The following is a 16,703-nucleotide window of genomic DNA, read 5'->3' as shown; positions in this document are numbered from 1 at the left end:
ACTTTCCATCTAACGGATCGAAGCCACCGGCTTCCAGCCGGTCCGCTTCAGCGAATCTTCTGCTGATCTCTCCTCCTGAAATTTGAAGCCCGCTGAGGCGGTAAGGCTTCAAATTTCAGGAGGAGAGATCATGCGCTACTCGGCATCCGCGCACACGCGATTTTACCACAGATTCCATGTCGTATGGGCCACAAAGTATAGGTACAAAGTTCTACGGGGACGGATGCGCGCGCGTATCCGGGAGATCATCATGCAGACCTGCAATGAGATGGGGGTACATATTGTGCGCGGCGTTTTGGCGCGAGATCACGTGCATATGTTTCTGTCGATCCCGCCCAAGCTATCGCTGTCTGGTGTCATGCAGCGCATCAAAGGCCGATCATCGCGCCGCATCCAGATAGAGTTCCCAGAGTTGCGCAAGCGCTACTGGGGCAGGCGGTTCTGGGCCCGTGGCTACTTCTCCACCACGTCTGGGAATGTCACCGACGATATCATCCTGCAGTATCTGGAATTACATTCCTCCAAATGATGCCACCGGCGTCAGCCGGTGGGTCGTTCACTGCTGTGACGGACAGGAACGGTCAACCTTGACCAATGCCGTAAGCCAGGCATCGCGATAGGCGGTCATCTCTGCTGCCAGCGGGTCCGGTTTGTGCGATTGCACCGCCTTCTGTCCTTCGTCCCGGACCGTTCCGTCCAGCACGAGTGCCGCGCCCTGGCTTGTGCCTGTTGCGCTGTTCATCGCCACGACATCACTTCCGGTCGCGACGCGCAGCATACGCCGGTAGGAGAGGTTGCGCGAAAATGGGCCTTCAACCACGATTTCGCCCCGGTGCCCGATCAGGTCAAGGCAGTGTGTGGTGACCAACGCGAGGTAGAAGGCCACCGCAGCGCTGCGCGCGCCTGTCCCGGTTTCGGGTTCCTGACCTATCCAATGCGCGGTCTGGCCGCGAAAAGGGCCCGCCGTCGGCATCACCGCGGGCATCAACATCGTGCCTCCGTTCAGCACCGCCCGCAAGTCGGCTTCGGTCGGTTCGGCTGTGCTGCCCGCCATGGCGAGGTCATGCTCACGTCCGCCCATGAAGCGGGCCGACGGCACCGGGCTGCCAAGAGCATTCACGTTGATCAGAGTGTCTTTGGCCGGGTCAAGCGGCATAGGCCTGCCGCCAATCGCCATCGCGATCGTCCACGTCCCGCTGGAGACAACCGAAAACGGCGGCGCATGGGCGAGAATATGCGGCAGGAGCGAGGCGTTGCTGTCGTGAATGCCGCAATAGACCGGGTATCAGGGGCAATCCCGGTGCGGGCGGCGATCTCGGGCAGGACGGAACCAAGTATGTCGCCGGAGCGGCGCGCCGGGGCGATCTTTCCGGCGATCCCAAGTCTGTCTACCAGCGACGAGAATTGCCCCGCATGCGGGTTCCAGAGATCGGTGTGACAGCCCAAGGACGTCACATCGGTGGCCGCGACACCGGTCAGCCGGAAACCCCAGTATTGCGGATAGGTGACAATGGTCCGCGTGCGCTCTTTCAGCGGCGGATCCTGCGCGAATTGCCAATGCAACTGCGCACCAACATTCAAGCCCATGCTCAGCCGCGGTGAGCCGGTCTCGGCAAAGTCCGGGCGCAAGGCGTCGTACTCGGCAGCCAGCGCCTCTGGGCCGGTATGTTCGTAGTCGAGGATCGGTGCCGCCAGTTCCCCGTCCTTGTTCAGCAAGGCGACACAGGCGCCGTGGGTTGTGGTGACAATCGCGCTGATACCGTGCTCGGCATTGAACCGGGCCAGCCCGTCAAGCAGGAAGCTCCAATGGCCCTCAGTATCAAAATGCGGCCAAGGCGGACCCGGCAGCACCGCGTTGGGCCTGGTGATGACGGCGATTTCCGAAAGGTCGGCCCGATTCACCAGCGCCAGCTTGGCGTTGGTCTTGCCGATGTCGATGACGGCGATATGGCTCATGGCACGTGGAACATCGGTTCGAGGTCAGTCACCACCGGTTTGTTGTCTTCCTCGGTTTCCATGATGTCGGCCATATGCGCCCACCAGCGCCGCATCACCTCTTTCTCGGGCAGGGCGTTCATGGTGTGCGTGTCGGTCCTCCAGAGCACACCAAAGAGGATGTTGGTCTCGCGGTCGAGGTGGATCGAGTAATCCGAAACACCGGCCTCTTTCAGGAGGGTCACGAGTTCCGGCCAAATTTTATCATGGCGCCTGCGGTATTCCGCTTCACACCCCGGGTTGAGCCGCATCTTGAAGGCGTATTTCTCCATCATCCCCTCCACATCTTCCAGAGACGGGGCAGGGCGATCACTCCGATCAGCAAAGCGCCGATCACAATCGACATCACGATGCCGGGGACATTGAGCAGCCCCAGTCCGAAGGTTACCATGCCCATGACGAAGGCCGCGATCACCACGCCTGGGATCGAGCCTGAGCCGCCGAGGATATTGACCCCGCCCAGCACCACCATGGTCACCACCTCAAGCTCCCAGCCCGTGGCGATGGAGGGCCGCGTCGAGCCAAGCCGCGAGGTCAGACAGATCGCGGCGACCCCGGACATCAGTCCGGTCAGCAGGAACAAGATGAACTTCACCCGCGCCACCCGGATGCCAGAGAACAGCGCCCCGGTGGGGTTGTTGCCAATGGCATAGACGGCGCGGCCGAAGTTCGTCATGTGCAGCACCACGCCGTAGATCACCGCCAGCACCGCGAAAAGCACCAGCTCGAAGGTGATGACCCAGAAGACGTACCCTTGGCCGAAGAAGGCGAAATCCGTCGGATAGCCACGGAACGCCTGGTCGCCCAGCACGATGTAGGACAGGCCACGAAACAGGCTCATGGTACCGATGGTCACGACGATGGAGGGCAGGCCGAGCCGTGTCACAAGCACGCCGTTGAAGGCTCCGCAAAGTACACCGGTCCCCAGCCCGACGAGGATCAGCACCGGCGTCCCGGCCCCCATTTGCAGCGCCGCGCCCATGGCCGTCGAGGCCAGCGCGATGATCGAGGCGACCGAAAGGTCAATCTCGCCCGAGATGATCAAGAGCGCCATGGCAAAGGCGATCATCGCCTTTTCGGTAAAGTTGAAGGTGGCGTCGCTCAGATTCCAGGCGTTCAGGAAATAGGGCGAGGCGAAGGAATTGGCGACAAAGATTGCCACGGCCACCAAGAGAAGCAGCGACTCCCAGCTTTTCAGGCGTTGCTGAAGCGGCGATTGCAGCCGGTCGGGGATGAAGCGGGTGGTCTCGGTCATGTCGCGTGCTCCGCTGATTTGAGGATGATCCGACCTTTGGTCTGCGAGGCCCGCGCATTCACCGCCACCGCGATGATGATGGCCGCGCCAGAAATCGCCAGTTGCCAGAAGGGCGAGATATTGATCACGGGCAAGGCGTTCTTGATCACACCAAGGAAAAGCGCGCCCAGAAGCGCTCCGCCGACTGAGCCGATGCCGCCGGCAATAGAGATGCCGCCGATCACGCAAGCCGCGACCACGTCGAGTTCGAAACCGCCGGCGATGTCTACGTAGGCCACCGCGTAGCGCGAGACCCAGAGATACCCCGTCAGCCCGGCCAATGCGCCCGAGATGGTGAAGGCCCAGAACTGCGTGCGGCCCACGTCGATCCCGGTATAGGTCGCGGCATGCGGATTGCCGCCCACGGCGTATGCGGCCCGGCCCAGCGTGGTGCGCGACATGACAACTGTGAAGACGATCACCGCGAAGATGGCGGTCCAGCTCAGCATCGGCAGGCCGAGGATCTCGGCACGGGGGAAGGTCTTGAAGGTCGGCGACATTTCGTGACTGTTGACCCATTTGCCGTCGGAAATCAGGAAGATGATGCCGCGGAATATGGTCATGGTGCCCAAGGTCACCACGATCGGCGGGATGTCGAGCTTCCACACCAGCAGGCCGTTGAACATACCCATCAGCGCACCAAGGGCCACCACCATTGCAAGGATTGCCGCCACAGGCAAGCCCGGAAAGGCCACGTTGATCATCGCTACCACCATGCCGGTCAGCGCCAGGTTGGCGGCCACCGAGAGGTCGATGCAGCGCGTCAGAATGACGATCATCTGCCCCGCCGCCAGCAGGATCAGCGGCGCGGTGTCATTGAACACATCCGCCAGGTTGGCCGGCGTCACGAAACCGGGAAAGCGGCTGGCGATTAGCGCCAGCAGTACCGCAATGGCGCCCAGGAGCAGCGCCTCGCGCGAGGTTATCAATCGTTGCAGCATCACATCCTCATATCCCCGCCGCGTGGCGGACAAGCGTTTCCGGGGTCAGGTCGTCTCCGGCCAATTCGGCAGCCATGCGGCCTTCGCGCATCACGATGACGCGGTCCGACATGCCAAGCACTTCGGGGATCTCCGAGCTGACCATGATCACGGCAAGCCCCTCGGCGGCCAGTTCAGCCATGAACTCATGCACCGCGGCTTTGGAGCCGATGTCGATGCCCTTGGTGGGTTCATCAAGGATGATGACCTTTGGCTTCGTGGCCAGCCACTTGGCGATAACCACCTTTTGCTGGTTGCCGCCCGAGAGGGTGCCGACCGCTGTATCGAGCGAAGCGGCACGCAGGTCGAGCCGCTCGGTATACTCCCGTGCCAGCCGAAACTCCTCGGCCAGCCGCAGGAAGCCCTTGCGCGAGGTACGTCTCAACGAGGGCAGGGTGACGTTCTGGAATATTGGCAGCGGCGTGATCGCACCCTGTTTGCCCCGGTCTTCCGGAACATAGACGATGCCGGCATCGACCGCATCGGCAGGCGAGCGGATCTCGGCAGCGGTGCCGTCGATGGTCACGCGGCCACTGGATGCCATCGTGATCCCGAAAAGTGCCTGCATGAACTCCGACCGCCCGGCACCGACCAGGCCGTAAAAGCCGAGGATTTCACCGCGTTTAAGTGTGAAGCCAATGTCAGCAAACTCTGTCGAGTGATTCATCCCCTCGACGCGCAGAACCTCTTCGCCAGGGCTACTACTACGGGTCGGGAAAATCTGGCTCACGTCGCGGCCGACCATCATCTTCACGAGGTCGGCCTCGCTCACATCGGCGATCAACCCGTCGCCGATGAACTGGCTATCGCGGAACACGGTATAGCGGTCGGCGATGCGAAAGATCTCGTCGAACTTGTGGCTGATGAAGAGGATCGCCTTGCCCTGCGCTTTTAGCTTTTCCACCAGCTCATAAAGCTCCTGGATCTCCTTGTGCGACAGGGCTGCCGTTGGCTCGTCCATAATAACCACGCGAGCATCGATGGAGAGCGCCCGGGCAATAGCCACCAGGTGCTTGTTGGCAATGCCCAGGTCGCGCAGCTTGTGGGTCGGGTCGATCTCGGCACCGATGCCACGCAGGATTTCCGTCGCCCGCCGCGACATCTCGGCCCAGTCGATCAGCCCGAAGCGACCGCGCGGCGCATGGCCGAGAAAAATGTTCTCGGCCACAGAGAGCTCGTCGAACAGTACCGTTTCCTGGTGAATCGCGGTGATCCCCGCGTCGGCCGCATCCTGCGCGGTGGGAAAGCGCGTGGCCGCGCCATCGACTAAGATCTCGCCGCCATCGGGCTGGTAAATGCCGGTCAGCGTCTTTACCACGGTCGACTTGCCCGCACCGTTTTCGCCGATCAACGCTGTGACCTGCCCGGGGTAAAGCTGCAGCGACACGCCATCCAGCGCCTTGACGCCCGGAAAGGTCTTGGTGATCCCGTCGAGCGCAAGAACCGGTATCACGTCCTGTCGGCTTTTTGTCTGGGTCATTTGCAACATGGCCGCTCCAACGACTGCGAGGCTCACTCGGCTGCCACGGGCGCCGGCGTCCAGCCTTCATTTTATTGATAATAGCTCGGGGGGTGCCTATCGTGCGCTATCGGTTCATGCCCGAAGGGTTGCGGGGCAAAGCCCCCCGATCGGTTGGCGCGCGAAAGCGCGGCAACACTTAGAAAATCGACTTGAACTCGTCGATATTCGAGCTGTCGTAGACAAATGGATCTGCCATCGCGGCGGCGTTCGTGTCATCCAGCGTTATGGTGCCCATGCGCCCGATCGCGATCTCGGCACCCGGCTCGGCCACAACTTCACCCGAGGCCAGCGCGTGGGCGATCATCGCCGCCGAATAACCCAGATCGATCGGGTTCCAGATGGCAAAGCTTTTCGACGCGCCGCTTTCGATCGCACCTGCCATTTCCGAGGGCAGGCCGAGACCGGTCACGTTGACCTCGCCGATCTTGCCCGCGTCTTCGACCGCCTGTGCGGCGGCCACGATCCCCACCGAGGTCGGTGCGATGATCGCGTCGAGATCGGGGTATGACTGCATGAGGCCCTGGGCCTCGCGATAGGACTTGTCGGCGAGGTCGTCGCCGTAGACGGTCGAGACCACCTCGATGCCCGGATACTCACCCATCACCTTGGTCATCTCTTCGATCCAGATGTTCTGGTTGGTCGAGGTGGTGGTGGCCGAAAGCAGCGCGACCTGGCCACCATCGGGCAGGTGATCCGCGGCGAGCTTGATAATCATGTTGCCGATCAGCGGGTTGGACGAGGGGTTGAGGTGGACCTGGCGGCCTTCCTCGGCAACGCCCGAATCCCACGACACCACAGTGATCCCGCGTTGCATCGCTTTTTTCAGCGTCGGCACCAGCGCATCGGTGTCATTGGACGACACGGCAATCGCATCGACGCCTTGAGCGATCAGCGAGTTGATCACTTCGATCTGGCCCTCGGCGGTGGTGTCGGTCGGGCCGGTATAGATGATTTCGATACCGCCCAGTTCTGCGGCGGCTTCTTCAGCGCCCTTCTGTGCGGCCTCGAAGAAACCGATGCCAAGCGCCTTGCGGGCTTTGATCTCGTGCGCCAGGACGCGCCCGAGGGCAGCAGCCTTTGGATCCATGATGACGGGAACGGCGATGTCGAAGCCGTCATCCGCTTCGCCCTGCGTCTTGCTGAAGAGCTCGACCTCACCGGCCCTTGGGGGTTCCAGTATTCTCTGACCTGCTCTCGGCCACGACTCGACGCCTTTGGTGGCGGCGCGCATGCCATCGATCTCGGCGCGCGCAAATCCATGGGCTGGTCCAGCACGCAAGAATGGCTGGCCGCCGCATTGAACGGGGAGGACATCGATGCCTGAGGTGATCTGCACCACCGTCTACCAGTTCCCCGAACTCTCGGATGCCGCCAAGGAGAAGGCGCGCAGCTGGTATCGCGAGCTTGGCCCCCATGACGATTGGTGGGACGCGGTCTATGAGGATTTTGAGCGGGTCTGCGCGATCCTCGGCATCCGCCTGAAAACCACCTCCGTCCGCTTGATGGGCGGCGGGACGCGGGCCAAGCCCTGCATCTGGTTCTCCGGCTTCTGGAGCCAGGGTGATGGAGCTTCGTTCGAAGGCTACTGGTCCCACGCCAAGGGCGCCGCCGCGCGCATTCGGGACTACGCGCCCACGGACGCGACGTTGCACGGCATCGCCGACCGGCTGCAGGCCATCCAGCGGCGGAACTTCTACCAGCTCGCCGCCGAGGCCAGCCACCGTGGCCGCTACTACCATGAATACACCATGTCGGTGGACGTCTCGCGGGACAGCGCGACCTGGCAGCCGCCGACCGAGGACGCGCAAGAAGTCGTGACCGAGGCGCTGCGTGATCTGGCCCGCTGGCTCTACCGCCAGCTTGAAGCCGAATACGACCACCTCACCTCAGACCAGGCCATCGAGGAGGGGATCATCGTCAACGAGTACACGTTCACTGAAGCCGGGCGGCGGTTCGGGTGAGAGTGCGAGCAGTTCATTTGATCTTTACAATGAGTCCATATGGACTATATTGAAGCCAGTGGAGGACGCCATGTACGTTGCAGAGAAAATCCGGGAACCCGCACAGATCAACGCCGTCGCGTTGAAAGCTTATGCACGCGTGGCCGATGCTTGGGGGCTCAGTCTCAAGGAAGCGGCTGGCCTTGCCGACATGTCAGAGAGCACGTGGAAGCGCGCCAAGAAGCCGGATTTCGCCGGAGAGCTCACCAAGGACCAACTGCTGCGGCTCAGCGCTGTAATTGGCATCTTCAAGTCGCTCGAACTCTACTTCTCGGAGCCGCTCGCGCGAGGCTGGTTCACCCGACCGAACACCGGCCCGCTGTTCGGGGGCAACCGTCCCGTCGACACGGCCATCGATGGGGGCTTGCCGCAGATCATGGCGGTGCGGACCTATCTCGATGCGTTGCGTGGTGGGGCATGAAGCAGACCGAGATTTCCGATCGCGGTCTCGTTCGTCTCCTGCCCGCCACCTACCACAAGCCACCATCGCTGCGCGGTCTCGTCGATACCGATGACGAGATGGAGATCTTGGCAGAGATCGAGGGCCTGACCAGTGGACGTCTACAGGCCGAACGCGGGCGCAACCCGCACCTGGACCCGCGCGAACTCGCTTGGCAACGCCGCAGCCGTGATCTGCGCATCTATGGGGACAGTCACGTCAACGCCGCATTCACCTACACCCGCGCCGGCGGAAACCGCTTTAACACCGAGGAGAGAGGTGCCTGGTACTGCGCATGGGGTGTGATGGTTTCTGTCAGCGAAGTGGCCTGGCACCGCACGCGTGAACTCGGCTTTACCGGCAGTTTCCATGACAGCGCCCGCTATGTGGAATTGCTGGCAGACTTCATCGGCGTCTTCGACGACATGACCGATGAGGCAGGTCATCCGGCCCTGCATCCGGATCCGGTTGTCGGGTATCCCGAGGGCCAAAGCCTGGCCCAGCATCTGCGCCGGGGTGGATCGCGAGGCCTGATTTACCCTTCGGTCCGGGCTCCTGCACCGGGTGGGATTTGCCTGGTCTGCTTCGAGCCCCACGCAATTCAGAACGTCCGTCCGGGCGCGTCTTGGGATCTTGTGTGGGATGGGACACCGCACTACTCGATTGCGGCTGTCGGCTGACAAGTTGCAGCGCATGCGCCTTTGGGGGTCCGAAGAAATGAAACAGGCAAACGACAACAGCGCCGACGTCACGAACTTGAAGCCATGTGACCATCAGGCGTTCTTTGAGGCGTTGGATTCTCCACCCTTATCGACAGAAGCGCTACGGGCAGCATTTCGCAGGCGGAAGGAAGCCTTGGTGGATTCTTGCGCCGACACGCCATCCACCAGCTGACACCCGTCACCTGTTCCCGTCGATCCACTTCGACATGAGCCCCCTGTCGCGGAAGCATTCGTCCGGAACGGCGCACCGTTTGATCCGGGCGAGTTTCTCAGCAAAGGCCACCTGCTTGGACGTGGGTAGCCGGTCCATGTCCGATACCGGCTTCAGCCGGGCCTGAGCCTCGATCCAAGCGCTCAAAGATCGCCGGTCTTGCTGGACCTCCCAGGGCAGGAGCGTCCGGTTGCGCAGGGCGAGCGACCGCGCATAGGCAATCTGCTTGGGTGTTACGGGCATGGCGTGCTTGGTGCTTTCCATGGTGGAACCCCCTTTCTGGCTTGGTTCTGAAAATAGAACATAAAAAGAACAAAATCAAGCCAAGCGTCGGGAACACCTTGGTGCGAGAGGGAGAGAGGGGCCGGAAAAGATCAGGTCCGAGGCTGCCCGAGAGAGGGTGTCCGGGCCTGATCCTGTCCTTCATTCCGGAGTTTCCCGATGACCCATCTTGCCCCTGTTGCGCAGGCGTCCTTGCCTGCGCCCATTGTCCCGTTGGCAGCAAATCCCGCCCCTGCGATCGTTGCTGTTGCCGAAGCGCTGCAGCCCGATCTGGCGCAAGGGCTTCAGATCGACGCGCTGCGCCTGCGCCGCGAGATGGAACATGCCTTTGGCGGTTCCGATGCCGATGGCGCGTGGGACTGGAAGCTCGCCTATGAGGCGGGCGAGGTGGCGCTGGTTCTCTTCCTGCGGAAATTCGGCCGCGCGCTTCTGGCCCGGGCGGGCTCGCCCGCTGCCCTGCTGCCGATCCTTGCCAAGGTGGCGGACCTCTTGCCTACGCACACCCGGCGGTCCGAGGAGATGGAGCGGTTCCAGCAGTTCTCGACGCCACTGCCCATGGGGCTGACGCCACTGTCCAAAAGGCAAACCGCAGGAACTTCTGCACCCGGCCATTCGATCCGGCCCGCAAGATCGTCGGCCCATTCAAACTGTTCATCAGGATTGAGGTCGTCAATGAAGAAATGCGGAGTATCCGTGGCTCGCCGAAGTTCCGTGATCGAAAACCGCGCAAATAGCATCAACTCGATGGTTGCGCGCGAGGCAAGAACGGGAACAACCACGTGTTCTGGAAACACCAAACGCTGTTCCTTTGGAACGCATCGTGCATCGAGCTTTTCAGCCAAAGCATCCAGAGCATCTTCTGCCGACTTGATGCACCACACCTCCCACCAGATCGTATCGTTGGGGTCTTGCGGCAGCGCTTCCGGATCATCTGTCCAGAAGGTTTCGAGACGAGCCTTTCGGATGGCCTCAATCGGTTCAACGAATGACTTGTATGGCGGGTTTTGACCTCTTTCAGTCAGATCGCCCGACTGGTAGTCGGCCAGAATGCTTTCAAGTACCGGCTTTGCGTCCTCAGGAACAAACAAGCCAACGATCCGAGTATCGGCGGCTCCCAGCTTTGCAGAAGCCGGTTTCAGATGGCTTTTCTTCCTCTCCAGACTATCCGGGCTAGCGTTCGGTCTAAGCTCGACTTCCAAATAGACACCGGCAGCGGGAGATACCCGTTCATCGCGCGGACGATCCTGCTCAAATTCGGTTGCTGCCTGCGAGATCTGCCCTCGGAGCATTGCGCCATGCTGCTGGCGGTCCCGAGGAGGAGGGCTTCCGGGAAAACGCTCATTCGTGGACTTGAAGTCCGCGCGCTCCCGTCTGCTTTCGATGTTGATATGCGGTAAGGAGTACTTGGATGCCATCTACTACTTGTTCACTGCCGAAGGTCGAAACGCCTCTCGCATTTCTCGCCTGTCATTCAGCCTGCGCAGCAGATCGTCCGAAGTCACGTTCTTCCGCTCAGCCAGGATTGCGCTTTTCACCGCGTCTTCTGTTGCGCGGGCAATCTCAGACTGGCTCAACCCCTGGGCCGATGCAAGAATGCTCTTCCACTTCAGGTTGGGGAATTTCATTGGCCGCAGATTGAACTTGATGATCGTGCGGATTTCTTCGTCAGTGGGCGGACAGAATTCCATAACCAAATCGAACCGGCGCAATAGAGCCGGGTCGAGCAGGTCTGGATAATTCGTTGCGCCAATGATCACGCTGTCCGTGGAGTTCGGCTCTTCCATGAACTGCAGGAAAGAATTCAACACGCGGCGCATCTCGGCAACGTCATTCGTCGCGCCTCGATTTCCTCCAACAGCATCGAATTCGTCAAAGAGATATACCCCCCGGTGACGGGCCGTTTCGTCAAAAACGAGTCTAAGCTTGGCGGCAGTCTCACCCATGAAGCGCGTGATCAGGCTTTCTAGGCGGATTACGAACAACGGCAACCGCAACTCACCAGCCAAGGCTTCCGCCGACATTGTCTTGCCCGCACCCGGCGGCCCGACGAACAGAACACGACGGTTGGGTGTCTTGCCGTGTTCTCGTAGCCAGGCCCGCTTGTGCTGTTGCAAGACAACGTCGTCCAGCCGCGCACGCAACGAGGCATCCATGACCACGCTTTCAAGATCGAAGCGCGGCGAACGCATCTCGATCAAATCGGCAAGATCACCACGCGGGGACGCGAAGGGCACAGCGACGGTTTGGCCCGACGCAGCCTTCTCCCGCGCCTTGTCTACAGCGGACCTCAGTTCTTCCGCGAGTGTACGTCGCCCTTGCCGCGCTTCTGCAGCAGCAACCTGCAACGCAATTGAATAGAAATGCTCGTCGTCACCGTCCGCCTTGCTTTGGAGCATAGCCAGTATCTGCTTTGCGTTAGACATACTCCAAACCCTTGGTGCTTGCGACGATTTCCTTCTTTCCCAACGGGTTAGTCATTCGGACCGTCTAGGTTTCGAGCGAAGATCGCAAATCCTCGCTGATTTGTCGACGGGCATTCAGCATCCCACGCAAGAACATGACATTGTTAGCGTAACGCCTCTGGCGAAAAATGTCTGCCAAAACGCTCTGCAACGCAGCATGTCGGTCGACGTTGAACGTCCGTATTGGCCTTCCTACGAGTCAGACAATAACCGATACCCCCGCCGCTTCTTCGTCACCGACAGCTTCATCAAAGCGTTGACCGCCCTGCCCTCGTCAACATGCTGTTCGACCAGCATCTGACCACGGTAACCGATCCGACCCCATTCCCGCACCAGGCTTACGCCACCGAAGAGATCGGGCTGAACACTCATCCTGTAGAACCGCCTCATGTTGAGAGACGGATCGATCCGCTGGAGATCGACCGTCGTCGGAAACACTTCCAATTGCTGCGCTTCATCGAACATCTTGCGGTAGCCTTGTCTGCGACAACAATACCAAGTGTATGTCCGTGTTTCCACAATGTTCTGTCCAGAAAAGAAATAGGGGGCTCACGCCCCCTTCTCGAATTTCATGACCGGGATGCCCAGCTTCTTGGCTTTATCGGCGAGGTTTTCCTGGATACCGGTTCCGGGGAAACCCGATCATGTTGCAGGAGGTGCAACCCTCGGACACATATCCAATCGAAGACCCGGCACAGGCATGGAATGTCGTAACCGTTGGTGGCTACACTGATAAAATTCACATCGCCGAACCTGAATTGGCCGACCATTCACCGCTTGCGGAAGCAGGCGACCTTAGCCCTTTCACGAGAACTTCGACGCTATGGACGACCGGGCGCAACAGGCCGTTCAAGCCCGACATTGTCATGGAAGCTGGGAACCGCGCAGTGGATGCATCCCGAACCACTGTTGTCGATACGACGTCTCTTTCGGTCGCAACGTCGGGTCCCGAAGTCGACCAACGACCGTTGGTGCCGTTTCGAGCTACAAGCGCTGCCACAGCCGAAGCTGCCCGACTGGCATGCCGCTTGATGGCGGCCAAGCCTGACTACTGGCCGGAGACGATCCGTGCTTTGATGATCCACGGTGCCGAGTGGACCGACAAGATGCGGTTCGCTTTGGACCCGTTAGGCAAAACCGAAGCTGCCCGATTGCTACGGCACTTTGGTTACGGTGTGCCAACTTATGAGCGTGCAATTGCCTCTGCTGAGAACCATCTGGCGTTGGTGGCGCAGTCCGAAATACAGCCCTACAGCGCCTCGGGTTTCCAGGATTGTCACTACTACAACTTGCCTTGGCCGCGTCAGGCATTTGAAGCGCTAGGCGATGAGGAGGTAAGGCTGAAGATCACCTTGTCTTACTTTGTTGATCCAAACCCCGGAGCGTTGGCATCGCTCGATCCATATCGGTATCAATCGTTCGGCTTACGGTTCGACTTGAAACGCCGGATGGAAAGCACTGATGATTTCAAAATGAGGGTGAACGCCGATGAGCGAGCAGATCCACGGCGCAGGCCCCCCATACAGTCTGACACTGACAATTGGCGCTTTCCTGATGGCACGGCGTCTGGATCGCTGCATTGCAACGAATGGAATGGGCCGGCCGCGTGGCTCCTAGCGCGCAATATACTCTGCGTGAAGCCAGTCGGTGGTTGGTGGAAGAACCGCGCAGACACTGCTACACGGCAGCAAAAGACGCGATATGCGTTGGTGGTGTCAGTCAAGACTGCAAAAGAAGACGTGACCTTGCATACAGACATCAACGCGATCGTTTGCGGCACTGTGCCGGTCTCCCAGGATATTGAAATAGGGATATGAAGTCTGGCGTGCTTCGTGCTGGCGGAAAAGGCTGATTATTCGACCTACAGATCCCATCTGAATGTCCGCTCCTGCCGAGGCACCCCATCCGGATCGCGCATGCAGCGGCAATCCGATTCCCGCCCACATTATATAAACGGATTATCGGTTTTTGGTAAGTCACTGATTTTACAAGAGTAACGCGCGAAAGTTGGTGATGCCCTGAGGGGCGGCATATCATGGCGGTGTTCAGACGCCGTCAATTCTCAGCCGAGAAAGGGATATGATGGTGTGGATGCCGCCATCTGCAGGCATCGCAATATGCCGTCACCTTGACGGCACAGCATGGTGCTCGAAAGGACGCTTCAACATGGCACAAGTTTCCATCATCGGCCTTGATCTGGCAAAGAACGTTTTCCAGGCTCATGGCGCATCCGAGACCGGCGCGGTCGCTTTTCGCAAGAAGCTTGCCCGCAATCAGGTTCTTCCGTTTCTCTCCGAACAACCGAAGTGTATTGTGGCCATGGAGGCATGCGCGACCGCGCATGGCTGGGCGCGGGAGATTGGCAGCCTCGGTCACAGTTCGCGTCTGATCCCGCCACAATACGTGAAGCCTTACGTCAAACGCCAGAAAAACGATATGGCTGATGCTGAAGCGATTGCTGAGGCGGCATCACGCCCCACCATGAGGTTTGTCGAGGTCAAGTCAGAGGAACAACAGGTCAGTGCCATGGCCTATCGGACCCGACAGATGTTTATCGGCCAGCGCACCCAAACGATCAACGCTTTACGCTCGCATCTGGCGGAACACGGTGTGATTGCTGCGACAAACAAGTGTGGCCTGAAGAGGCTGTCCGCCATGATCGAAGATGAGACGGTGGCCCTGCCGGATAAAGTCAGAGGAATGGCCCGTGTCTATGTCGATCACATTGCGGGACTGACGGAGCAAATCGCCGAGATGACCGAGGCGATGAAGGCAGTGGCGAAGACCTCAACCGTCGTGAAACGACTGCAGACCGTGCCGGGGGTCGGGCTACAGACCGCCATGGCCATAGAAACCTTCGCGCCAGATCCGACGTGTTTCATCCGGGGTCGGGATTTCTCGGCTTGGCTTGGGCTGGTGCCCAGACAAAATTCCACGGGCGGCAAAAGCCGTCTTGGAAAGGTTTCGAAGATGGGTCAGGTGGACATCCGCAGCCATCTGATACGTGGTGCAATGTCTGTCATTACCGCGGCCAGCCGGTTCGGTGTCAAAAAGGGTTCCTGGCCGGAACGCCTTCTTGCACGAAAGCCCAAACTCGTGGCGGCGATCACCTTGGCCAATAGAATGGCCCGTGCAATCTGGGCGATGATGACGAAGAACGAGGATTATCGGAACCCCGAGGCGGTGGCGTAGCAGCGATATGCGCAACCGGCGCCCCGGTGTAAGAGACGTGTGAGGAGGTCACTGATACTTATGGGAGATTGATCGGCCAGATCCGGACTGGGAAAACCATCTATGTGGCATTGAGCTTACAGCTCTCGGATATGATTTGGACCCGGTTCGCGCATCACCATACCGGCCCGCGGCCATCAACAGAGCCACAATGAAGAGGCCTTATACATGACCGCACCTGATCACGCACTCATAGTTTCAATAAACCCTTGCACTAACGGCGGCATCCATACATGCCACATGCCAGAGAATACCATTGCTGAACTGCCCGATCCATCAGGATTTGGTTCCGACCCATTCACTGACGTCCTGCGCGATGGAGCGCGCAAGCTGATCGAACAGGCGATCCATGCGGAACTGGCGGCGCTCATGGCCGCCTTTTCAGCGGACAAGCTCGAGGACGGGCGGGCGCGCCTGGTGCGCCATGGTCATCTACCCGAACGCGAGGTGATGACCGGCATTGGTCCGGTGCCGGTGAAGGTGCCTCGCGTGCGGGATCGCGGGCCTGGTGAAGACAGGATCACGTTCACGCCCAGCATTCTGCCGCGTTACTTGCGCAAGGCGAAATTGGTCGAGGAACGGCTGCCGTGGCTTTACCTCAAGGGCTTGTCCACGGGTGATTTCAGCAAAGCCCTGGAAGCGCTGCTGGGTCCGAACGCCATGGGCCTGTCCGCCAAGACCATCACGCGGTTGAAAGCCGATTGGTGGAAAGACTACGAGGCTTGGCAGAAACGCGACCTCGGCACACGGAGGTTCCTCTACATCTGGGCCGATGGGGTCTATTTCAAACCGCGCATGACCGAGGAAAAACAATGCGTTCTGGTGATCGTGGGGGCCGACGAATACGGCCGCAAGGAGTTGCTGGCCATGACCGACGGCTTCCGCGAAAGCACCGAGAGCTGGCGCGAGGTGCTCCTCGATCTCAAGCGCCGCGGCCTGAAGCAGGATCCCAAGCTGGCCGTCGGTGATGGCGCTCTGGGATTCTGGACCGCGCTGCGCGAAGTGTTCGCCACGACCAGAGAACAGCGGTGTTGGGTTCACAAGACCATGAACGTGCTCAATGCGCTGTCCAAATCCATGCAGACCAAAGCCAAGGGCCATCTGCACGACATCCGCTGACCGGCAGGGCATTTCGGCACGAAATGCCCCGAGAGGTTGGCAAGCCGAAACCCGCGCCGAGGCAGAGACCGCCTTCGACTTCTTCGTCGAAACCTACGGCGTGAAATGGGACAAGGCGGTGGCCAAGCTGGTCAAGGACCGGGGCGCGCTGCTGACATTCTACGATTACCCGGCCGAACACTGGAAGCACGTCCGCACGTCAAACCCGATCGAAAGCACCTTTGCCACCGTCCGGCATCGCACGAAACGCACCAAGGGCTGCCTCAGCCGCAAGACCGGACTGGCCATGGCATTCAAGCTGATGATGTCAGCGCAAGGAAAATGGCGCAAACTCGACGGTCGGAACCGCCTGCCCGAAATCATCGAAGGGGTTGAGTTCCGCGACGGTCTCCGCCACGTTCAAATCGCCGCCTGATCAAGCGTCACCAACTTCTGCGCATATCTCG

Annotated in this window: 18 protein-coding genes and 1 pseudogene; 7 read left to right on the top strand and 12 right to left on the bottom strand. The window is 60.1% G+C overall.

The annotated features are described in order from the left end of the window. Nucleotides 1–127 precede the first annotated feature (127 nt). Nucleotides 128–529, top strand: coding sequence for an IS200/IS605 family transposase (gene tnpA / locus ACP15R_RS26740; protein ID WP_424985241.1), 402 nt, complete (start codon nt 128–130; stop codon nt 527–529). 27 nt (nt 530–556) lie between these two features. Here tnpA and ACP15R_RS26735 read toward each other — a convergent pair whose 3' ends face one another. The 7 genes from ACP15R_RS26735 to rhaS all read right to left on the bottom strand — a co-directional run bounded on the left by ACP15R_RS26735 (nt 557) and on the right by rhaS (nt 7,070). Continuing rightward, a complete protein-coding gene (locus ACP15R_RS26735; RefSeq protein ID WP_424988886.1) occupies nt 557–1,177 on the bottom strand; it encodes a hypothetical protein in 621 nt (206 codons plus the stop codon). Continuing rightward, nucleotides 1,126–1,956, bottom strand: coding sequence for an FGGY family carbohydrate kinase (locus ACP15R_RS26730; RefSeq protein ID WP_424988885.1), 831 nt, complete (start codon nt 1,954–1,956; stop codon nt 1,126–1,128). Before ACP15R_RS26730 ends, ACP15R_RS26735 begins: the two co-directional genes overlap by 52 nt. Beyond that, nucleotides 1,953–2,267 (bottom strand): L-rhamnose mutarotase, encoded by a 315-nt coding sequence (rhaM, locus tag ACP15R_RS26725; protein ID WP_424988884.1) that lies wholly within the window; start codon nt 2,265–2,267, stop codon nt 1,953–1,955. The genes ACP15R_RS26730 and rhaM overlap by 4 nt, the downstream gene beginning before the upstream one ends. Next, entirely contained in the window at nt 2,267–3,250 is a 984-nt protein-coding gene (locus ACP15R_RS26720; RefSeq protein ID WP_424988883.1) for an ABC transporter permease, read from the bottom strand. The genes rhaM and ACP15R_RS26720 overlap by 1 nt, the downstream gene beginning before the upstream one ends. Beyond that, complete coding sequence (locus ACP15R_RS26715) at nt 3,247–4,230, bottom strand: ABC transporter permease (protein WP_424988882.1); 984 nt, start codon at nt 4,228–4,230, stop codon at nt 3,247–3,249. The genes ACP15R_RS26720 and ACP15R_RS26715 overlap by 4 nt, the downstream gene beginning before the upstream one ends. Before the next feature lie 7 nt (nt 4,231–4,237). Beyond that, entirely contained in the window at nt 4,238–5,749 is a 1,512-nt protein-coding gene (locus ACP15R_RS26710) for a sugar ABC transporter ATP-binding protein (protein ID WP_424988881.1), read from the bottom strand. Between the two features lie 178 nt (nt 5,750–5,927). Next, nucleotides 5,928–7,070, bottom strand: coding sequence for a rhamnose ABC transporter substrate-binding protein (gene rhaS, locus ACP15R_RS26705; RefSeq protein WP_424988880.1), 1,143 nt, complete (start codon nt 7,068–7,070; stop codon nt 5,928–5,930). Nucleotides 7,071–7,107: 37 nt separating this feature from the next. Here rhaS and ACP15R_RS26700 point away from each other — a divergent pair, with 37 nt between their 5' ends. The 3 genes from ACP15R_RS26700 (at nt 7,108) to ACP15R_RS26690 (ending at nt 8,910) form a co-directional block, all read left to right on the top strand. Next, nucleotides 7,108–7,752 carry an antitoxin of toxin-antitoxin stability system gene (locus tag ACP15R_RS26700; protein ID WP_424988879.1) on the top strand — a complete coding sequence of 215 codons (645 nt, stop codon included), beginning with the start codon at nt 7,108–7,110 and terminating at the stop codon, nt 7,750–7,752. 70 nt (nt 7,753–7,822) lie between these two features. Then, complete coding sequence (locus ACP15R_RS26695; RefSeq protein ID WP_424988878.1) at nt 7,823–8,212, top strand: MbcA/ParS/Xre antitoxin family protein; 390 nt, start codon at nt 7,823–7,825, stop codon at nt 8,210–8,212. Next, nucleotides 8,209–8,910 carry an RES family NAD+ phosphorylase gene (locus ACP15R_RS26690; protein WP_424988877.1) on the top strand — a complete coding sequence of 234 codons (702 nt, stop codon included), beginning with the start codon at nt 8,209–8,211 and terminating at the stop codon, nt 8,908–8,910. Before ACP15R_RS26695 ends, ACP15R_RS26690 begins: the two co-directional genes overlap by 4 nt. A 220-nt stretch (nt 8,911–9,130) precedes the next feature. Here the strand turns inward: ACP15R_RS26690 and ACP15R_RS26685 are convergent, their stop codons facing one another. From ACP15R_RS26685 to ACP15R_RS26665, 5 genes are all read right to left on the bottom strand, one after another. Next, nucleotides 9,131–9,427, bottom strand: coding sequence for a hypothetical protein (locus ACP15R_RS26685; protein WP_424988876.1), 297 nt, complete (start codon nt 9,425–9,427; stop codon nt 9,131–9,133). A 159-nt stretch (nt 9,428–9,586) separates the two neighbouring features. Next, entirely contained in the window at nt 9,587–9,769 is a 183-nt protein-coding gene (locus ACP15R_RS26680; protein ID WP_424988875.1) for a hypothetical protein, read from the bottom strand. A gap of 47 nt (nt 9,770–9,816) precedes the next feature. Then, nucleotides 9,817–10,860 carry a hypothetical protein gene (locus tag ACP15R_RS26675; protein ID WP_424988874.1) on the bottom strand — a complete coding sequence of 348 codons (1,044 nt, stop codon included), beginning with the start codon at nt 10,858–10,860 and terminating at the stop codon, nt 9,817–9,819. A gap of 3 nt (nt 10,861–10,863) precedes the next feature. Continuing rightward, a complete protein-coding gene (locus tag ACP15R_RS26670) occupies nt 10,864–11,841 on the bottom strand; it encodes an AAA family ATPase (RefSeq protein WP_424988873.1) in 978 nt (325 codons plus the stop codon). Nucleotides 11,842–12,099: 258 nt separating this feature from the next. Next, nucleotides 12,100–12,372 carry a WGR domain-containing protein gene (locus ACP15R_RS26665; protein ID WP_424988872.1) on the bottom strand — a complete coding sequence of 91 codons (273 nt, stop codon included), beginning with the start codon at nt 12,370–12,372 and terminating at the stop codon, nt 12,100–12,102. A 179-nt stretch (nt 12,373–12,551) separates the two neighbouring features. On the opposite strand from ACP15R_RS26665, the gene ACP15R_RS26660 reads away from it, so the two are divergent. From ACP15R_RS26660 to ACP15R_RS26650, 3 genes and pseudogenes are all read left to right on the top strand, one after another. Beyond that, nucleotides 12,552–13,724, top strand: a complete 1,173-nt coding sequence (locus ACP15R_RS26660) for a S8 family serine peptidase (protein WP_424988871.1) — start codon at nt 12,552–12,554, stop codon at nt 13,722–13,724. 349 nt (nt 13,725–14,073) lie between these two features. Further along, entirely contained in the window at nt 14,074–15,099 is a 1,026-nt protein-coding gene (locus tag ACP15R_RS26655; RefSeq protein ID WP_424988870.1) for an IS110 family transposase, read from the top strand. A gap of 279 nt (nt 15,100–15,378) precedes the next feature. After that, nucleotides 15,379–16,672, top strand: a pseudogene (locus ACP15R_RS26650) (IS256 family transposase). The last annotated feature ends 31 nt before the right edge of the window (nt 16,673–16,703 follow it).

It is taken from the genome of Microbulbifer sp. S227A, assembly GCF_049800935.1.
The sequence above is the reverse complement of the archived record's forward strand: the minus strand, read 5'-3'. Positions and strand labels throughout refer to the sequence as shown.

Bases quoted from the DNA above. Each gene is read 5' to 3' on its own strand.
- ACP15R_RS26735 (WP_424988886.1), bottom strand. From the start codon at position 1,177: ATGGCGATTGGCGGCAGGCCTATGCCGCTTGACCCGGCCAAAGACACT.
- ACP15R_RS26730 (WP_424988885.1), bottom strand. From the start codon at position 1,956: ATGAGCCATATCGCCGTCATCGACATCGGCAAGACCAACGCCAAGCTG.
- rhaM (WP_424988884.1), bottom strand. From the start codon at position 2,267: ATGGAGAAATACGCCTTCAAGATGCGGCTCAACCCGGGGTGTGAAGCG.
- ACP15R_RS26720 (WP_424988883.1), bottom strand. From the start codon at position 3,250: ATGACCGAGACCACCCGCTTCATCCCCGACCGGCTGCAATCGCCGCTT.
- ACP15R_RS26715 (WP_424988882.1), bottom strand. From the start codon at position 4,230: ATGCTGCAACGATTGATAACCTCGCGCGAGGCGCTGCTCCTGGGCGCC.
- ACP15R_RS26710 (WP_424988881.1), bottom strand. From the start codon at position 5,749: ATGACCCAGACAAAAAGCCGACAGGACGTGATACCGGTTCTTGCGCTC.
- ACP15R_RS26700 (WP_424988879.1), top strand. From the start codon at position 7,108: ATGCCTGAGGTGATCTGCACCACCGTCTACCAGTTCCCCGAACTCTCG.
- ACP15R_RS26695 (WP_424988878.1), top strand. From the start codon at position 7,823: ATGTACGTTGCAGAGAAAATCCGGGAACCCGCACAGATCAACGCCGTC.
- ACP15R_RS26690 (WP_424988877.1), top strand. From the start codon at position 8,209: ATGAAGCAGACCGAGATTTCCGATCGCGGTCTCGTTCGTCTCCTGCCC.
- ACP15R_RS26685 (WP_424988876.1), bottom strand. From the start codon at position 9,427: ATGGAAAGCACCAAGCACGCCATGCCCGTAACACCCAAGCAGATTGCC.
- ACP15R_RS26680 (WP_424988875.1), bottom strand. From the start codon at position 9,769: ATGTTCCATCTCGCGGCGCAGGCGCAGCGCGTCGATCTGAAGCCCTTG.
- ACP15R_RS26675 (WP_424988874.1), bottom strand. From the start codon at position 10,860: ATGGCATCCAAGTACTCCTTACCGCATATCAACATCGAAAGCAGACGG.
- ACP15R_RS26670 (WP_424988873.1), bottom strand. From the start codon at position 11,841: ATGCTCCAAAGCAAGGCGGACGGTGACGACGAGCATTTCTATTCAATT.
- ACP15R_RS26665 (WP_424988872.1), bottom strand. From the start codon at position 12,372: ATGTTCGATGAAGCGCAGCAATTGGAAGTGTTTCCGACGACGGTCGAT.
- ACP15R_RS26660 (WP_424988871.1), top strand. From the start codon at position 12,552: ATGTTGCAGGAGGTGCAACCCTCGGACACATATCCAATCGAAGACCCG.
- ACP15R_RS26655 (WP_424988870.1), top strand. From the start codon at position 14,074: ATGGCACAAGTTTCCATCATCGGCCTTGATCTGGCAAAGAACGTTTTC.